This is a genomic window from Micromonospora sp. KC207 (genome assembly GCF_004348615.1).
GTDB lineage: Bacteria > Actinomycetota > Actinomycetes > Mycobacteriales > Micromonosporaceae > Micromonospora.
The window spans coordinates 1-4,695 of record NZ_SMKJ01000404.1; the positions used below are offsets into that span (position 1 = coordinate 1).

The following is a 4,695-nucleotide window of genomic DNA, read 5'->3' on the forward strand; positions in this document are numbered from 1 at the left end:
ACCCGGAGGCCCGAGGGCCCTCCGCCCGGCCGGGCGGCCGAACGGTTCTCGCCCAGTCGGCTGCCCGAACCGGGTTCCTGCGTTCCATCGCCCGGAATCGTAGCCATCCTCACCTGCGGATGCAGGTCGACCGACATTATGTCGGCGACATAACGGTGTCCCGGCTGCCTCGATGCCGCCATGTCGACGACATGCAGACTTCTCGCCGGCCGGCGGGGCATGTTGGAGGCATGGCCCACGACGTTCACGAACAGCACGGCGGGCACAACAGGTACGCCGGGCGCGGCGGGCACGACAAGCACGCCGGGCACGATCCGGAGATGTTCCGCCGTCGATTCTGGCTCTGCCTCGCGCTGACCCTGCCGATCGTCGTCACCAGCCACATGGTGATGGACTGGTTCGGTTACTCGCTGGAGTTCCCCGGTCGGGCGCTGGCCGGCCCGGTGCTCGGCTCGGCGGTCTTCTGGTGGGGCGGGTGGCCGTTCCTGGTCGGCGCGGTCGGGGAAGTGCGCGACCGGGCGCCGGGCATGATGCTGCTCATCGCGATGGCGATCAGCGTCGCGTACGTCGCGTCGCTGGCCACCAGCGTCGGCGCGTTCGACCTGGACTTCTGGTGGGAGTTGGCCGCGCTGGTCACCATCATGCTGCTCGGCCACTGGCAGGAGATGCAGGCGATCGGTCAGGCCCGGGGCGGCCTCGCCGCGCTGGCCGCGCTGCTGCCCGACGACGCGGAGCGAATCCGTCCCGACGGCGGCACCGAGCGGGTCCCGGTGGCGGGGCTGCGCGTCGGCGACGTGCTGCTGGTCCGGCCGGGCGGTCGGGTGCCGGCCGACGGGCGAATCGTCGACGGGGCCGCCGAGCTCGACGAATCCATGATCACTGGGGAGTCCCGCCCGGTGGCCCGGTCGGTCGGTGACCGGGTGGTGGCCGGCACGGTGGCCACCGACTCGGCGGTCCGGGTCGAGGTGGAGGCGATCGGCGAGGGGACCACCCTCGCCGGCATCCAGCGGATGGTCGCCGAGGCGCAGCGCTCCAGCGGCCGGGCCCAGGTGCTCGCCGACCGCTTCGCGGCCTGGCTGTTCTATGTCGCGACCGCCACCGCTGTGGTGACCGTGGCGGTCTGGTCGGCTCTCGGCGACGCCGACGAGGCGGTGGTGCGGACCGTCACGGTGCTGGTGATCGCCTGCCCGCACGCGCTGGGGTTGGCGATCCCGCTGGTCGTCGCGCTGTCCACGGCGGTGGCGGCGCGCTCCGGCATCCTGGTGAAGAACCGGCTCGCGCTGGAACGGATGCGTACCGTCGACGCGGTGCTGTTCGACAAGACCGGCACCCTGACCCGGGGCGAGCACGCCGTGACCGGTGTCGCGGCCGTCGCCGTCACCGGCGAGGACGAGCTGCTGCGGCTGGCCGCCGGGGTCGAGGCGGACAGCGAGCACCCGCTGGCCCGCGCGATCGTCGCCGCAGCCGAACAACGCGGCGGCCCCGCGTCGGCCACGGGCTTCCGCGCCCTGCCGGGCCGTGGGGTGCGGGCCACCATCGAGGGTACGGAGTACGCGCTGGGCGGGCCGGCGCTGCTTCGCGAGCTGGGCGTGGACCTCCCCGCCGAGTTGGACCGGGCCGCCGCAGACTGGGCGGGGCGGGGGGCCGCCGTGCTGCACCTGGTCCGCCTCCCCGGCACGGTGCTCGGCGCGCTCGCCCTCGCCGACGAGGTACGCCCCGAGGCGCGGGAGGCGATCGCCGAGCTGCGCGCCCAGGGCGTCCGGACGATCGCGATGATCACCGGGGACGCCCGGGCGGTCGCCGATGCGGTCGCCGCCGACCTCGGCTTCCGGCCGGGGGTGGACGAGGTCTTCGCCGAGGTGTTGCCGGCCGACAAGGACGGGAGGGTCATCGAGCTGCAACGCCGGGGGCTGACCGTGGCGATGGTCGGCGACGGGGTGAACGACGCCCCGGCGCTCGCCCGTGCCGACGTGGGCATCGCGATCGGAGCCGGCACGGACGTGGCGATCGAGTCCGCCGGGGTGGTGCTCGCCTCGTCCGACCCGCGCGGGGTGGCGGCGGTGGCCCGGCTGTCCCGGGCGTCGTACCGGAAGATGGTGCAGAACCTGGCCTGGGCGGCCGGCTACAACGTGGTGGCCCTGCCACTGGCCGCCGGCGCGCTGGTCTGGGCGGGGGTCGCGCTGAGCCCGGCCGTCGCGGCGATCCTGATGTCGGCGTCCACGATCGTGGTGGCGCTGAACGCCCAACTGCTCCGCCGGGTCCGCCTCGCGCCCGACTGATCCCGCACGGGGCCGCCGGCGGCAGATCATGCCGGGGGCACTGGGCGCGGATTCGTCATCGATCCCACCCGAGCCGCGGGTGACGGGCGACAAGGACGAGCAGCGGTGCGGGCCCTACGGTGTGTTCGGCCGGTCCGGCGCGGCCGGGACGGCTAGCGTGGTGGCGTGCGGACGGCGACGGTGACGGGCGGGCGGTGGGTCCGCCTCGCGCTGCTGCTCTGCACCCTGGCCGGTCTGACCGCCATGCACACCCTGGGCCACGGCGCGCACTCCGGCGGCACCCACGGCGGCCATGACGGGGCGGCACCGCGCGACGGCCATCCGGTCCCCGTCGCCCTCGCCGACGTCATGGCCGTCTCCGTCGCCCTCGCCGACGTCATGGCCGTCTCCGTCGCCCTCGCCGACGTCACGACGACATCCGTGTCACCCACCGACGGCCTGACCGGCTCCGGGGCGCTCGCCAGCGGCACGACCGTCGTCGCTGCCCCCGGCGCGCACGTCGGCTGCCCGGCGGGCGGGTGTTCGCCCACCCGGCTCCAGCCGGCCGGCGGTACCGCCGACGGGCCGGCGGGGTGGAGCGTCTGCCTGGCGGTGCTCGGCGCGCTCGGAATCGCCCTGCTGGTCGCCGTGCTGCTGTTGACCGGTTCGCGGGCGCTCGGCCCGCCCGGCCGCCGGCCCGGTGACGCGTCCGCCGGCCCGCGCGCCCCGCCGCCCCGCCCGGTCGGCCTTCGGCTGGCCGAGGTCTCGGTGTCGCGTACGTAGGACGCCCCGGCGCGGGTGCCGGCTCAGCCGGTGGCCCGTGTCCCCGTCCTGCCCGCACACATGACTGAGACCGAAGGATTCACCGTGACCACTCGTACGAGCGCGCGCCGTGCCACCCTGGCCGGCGCGGCCCTGACCGCCGCTCTCGCCCTGACCGCCTGCGGCTCCAGCGACCACGGCTCCAGCGACCACGGCTCGCCCGGCCGCGACGAGCCGGCCGCCGGCACCACCGCCGCCGGGGCCACCTCCGCCACCGGGGTCCCGACGCGCGGGCCGGCCACGTTCGGCGACGCCGACATGATGTTCGCCCAGATGATGATCCCGCACCACCGGCAGGCCGTGGAGATGGCCGAGCTGGCCGAGACCCGCGCCGCCGACCCGGAGGTCAAGCGCCTCGCGGCCCAGATCGAAGCCGCCCAGGCCCCGGAGATCGCCACCATGACCGGCTGGCTCACCGGGTGGGGCCGGCCGGTGCCGTCGCCCGCCGCCGGGCACGGGCACGGGCTGCCGGAGATGGACCACGAGATGCCCGGGATGATGTCCGACGCGGACATGAAAGAGCTGGCGGGCGCGAAGGGCGCCGGGTTCGACCGGCGGTTCCTGACCATGATGGTCGCCCACCACGAGGGCGCGATCACCATGGCGAAGGAGGAACTGGCGGAGGGCGTCAACCCGGAGGTCAAGGCGATGGCCCAGCAGATCGCCACCAGCCAGCAGGGCGAGATCGACCTGATGCGGAAGATCCTCGCCCGGCTCTGACGGACGGCCACCAGGTCGGCGACGTGGGGGTCCACACCGCGGGATCGCCCCCATGTCGCCGACCTGGCGTTGATCAAGAGCCGTGGGCCGCGTTCGTCGAGCGGCCGGTGGCCGTCAGCCGCGCTTCATGAGACGGCCGACGGCGGCCATCATCTCGGTGGCCATCTCGTCGGCCCGCCCCTCGACGGCGCCCTCGTGCAGGCAGTGCCGGGCGTGCCCGTCGAGCAGGCCGAGGGCGACCTTGTCCAGGGCCGCCTGGATCGCGGAGATCTGGGTGAGCACGTCGATGCAGTAGCGGTCCTCGTCGACCATCTTCTCGATGCCGCGGACCTGGCCCTCCACGCGGCGGAGCCGCGCGAGCAACTGGTCCTTGCTGGCGGTGTACCCCCGGGTCGGGGCAGGCGCGGGTCCGGTCATGCAGCCGAGATTACCATACCCCTCTGGGGTATGGTACGGTTCTCCCCGTCGCAGATACCCCCGCCGGGTATTTGTGGCGTCCAGGGGCGGTGGTCCGCCCCACGCTTACCCCCCGGGGGTAGCGTGAGGTGCAGCGGAAGGAGAGAAGCGATGGTCAGCACGACGTACGAGGTGCAGGGGATGACCTGCGGGCACTGCGCCAACTCGGTTGTCACCGAGGTCGGCGCGATCGGGGGCGTCACGGACGTCCGCGTGGACCTGGCCGCCGGCCGGGTCACCGTCACCAGCGACGGCCCGCTGGACACCGACACCGTGCGCGCCGCCGTCGACGAGGCCGGGTACACCCTCGTCGACGCGTGACGCCACCCCTACGAAGAAACCGAGGCCCACGATGAACACGGCGACGAAGCTGAGCGGTTTCGTGCTCGGCCTGGCGGCGGTGTTCGGCGCGGCGTACGGGGTCGGCCGGGTGGCCGAC

General features: G+C 74.3%; 6 protein-coding genes. 4 read left to right on the forward strand and 2 right to left on the reverse strand.

Going from position 1 to position 4,695, the window contains the following annotated elements; genetic code table 11:
* Positions 1-302 (reverse strand): hypothetical protein (locus E1258_RS34140; RefSeq protein WP_207919817.1); only part of this gene is annotated, 302 nt, incomplete at its 3' end.
* Between E1258_RS34140 and E1258_RS30075 the strand changes: the two genes are divergently transcribed.
* The 3 genes from E1258_RS30075 (at position 192) to E1258_RS30085 (ending at position 3,800) form a co-directional block, all read left to right on the forward strand.
* Positions 192-2,279 (forward strand): heavy metal translocating P-type ATPase, encoded by a 2,088-nt coding sequence (locus E1258_RS30075; protein WP_132407051.1) that lies wholly within the window; start codon positions 192-194, stop codon positions 2,277-2,279. The genes E1258_RS34140 and E1258_RS30075 overlap by 111 nt on opposite strands.
* Positions 2,280-2,444: 165 nt before the next feature.
* Positions 2,445-3,041 (forward strand): hypothetical protein, encoded by a 597-nt coding sequence (locus E1258_RS33685; protein ID WP_165949938.1) that lies wholly within the window; start codon positions 2,445-2,447, stop codon positions 3,039-3,041.
* Positions 3,042-3,125: 84 nt separating this feature from the next.
* Positions 3,126-3,800: a DUF305 domain-containing protein gene (locus E1258_RS30085; RefSeq protein ID WP_371688706.1), complete on the forward strand. Its 675-nt coding sequence runs from the start codon at positions 3,126-3,128 to the stop codon at positions 3,798-3,800.
* A 114-nt stretch (positions 3,801-3,914) separates the two neighbouring features.
* Here E1258_RS30085 and E1258_RS30090 read toward each other — a convergent pair whose 3' ends face one another.
* A complete protein-coding gene (locus E1258_RS30090; RefSeq protein WP_007074299.1) occupies positions 3,915-4,217 on the reverse strand; it encodes a metal-sensitive transcriptional regulator in 303 nt (100 codons plus the stop codon).
* 150 nt (positions 4,218-4,367) lie between these two features.
* Between E1258_RS30090 and E1258_RS30095 the strand changes: the two genes are divergently transcribed.
* Positions 4,368-4,577 (forward strand): heavy-metal-associated domain-containing protein, encoded by a 210-nt coding sequence (locus tag E1258_RS30095; protein WP_132407055.1) that lies wholly within the window; start codon positions 4,368-4,370, stop codon positions 4,575-4,577.
* The last annotated feature ends 118 nt before the right edge of the window (positions 4,578-4,695 follow it).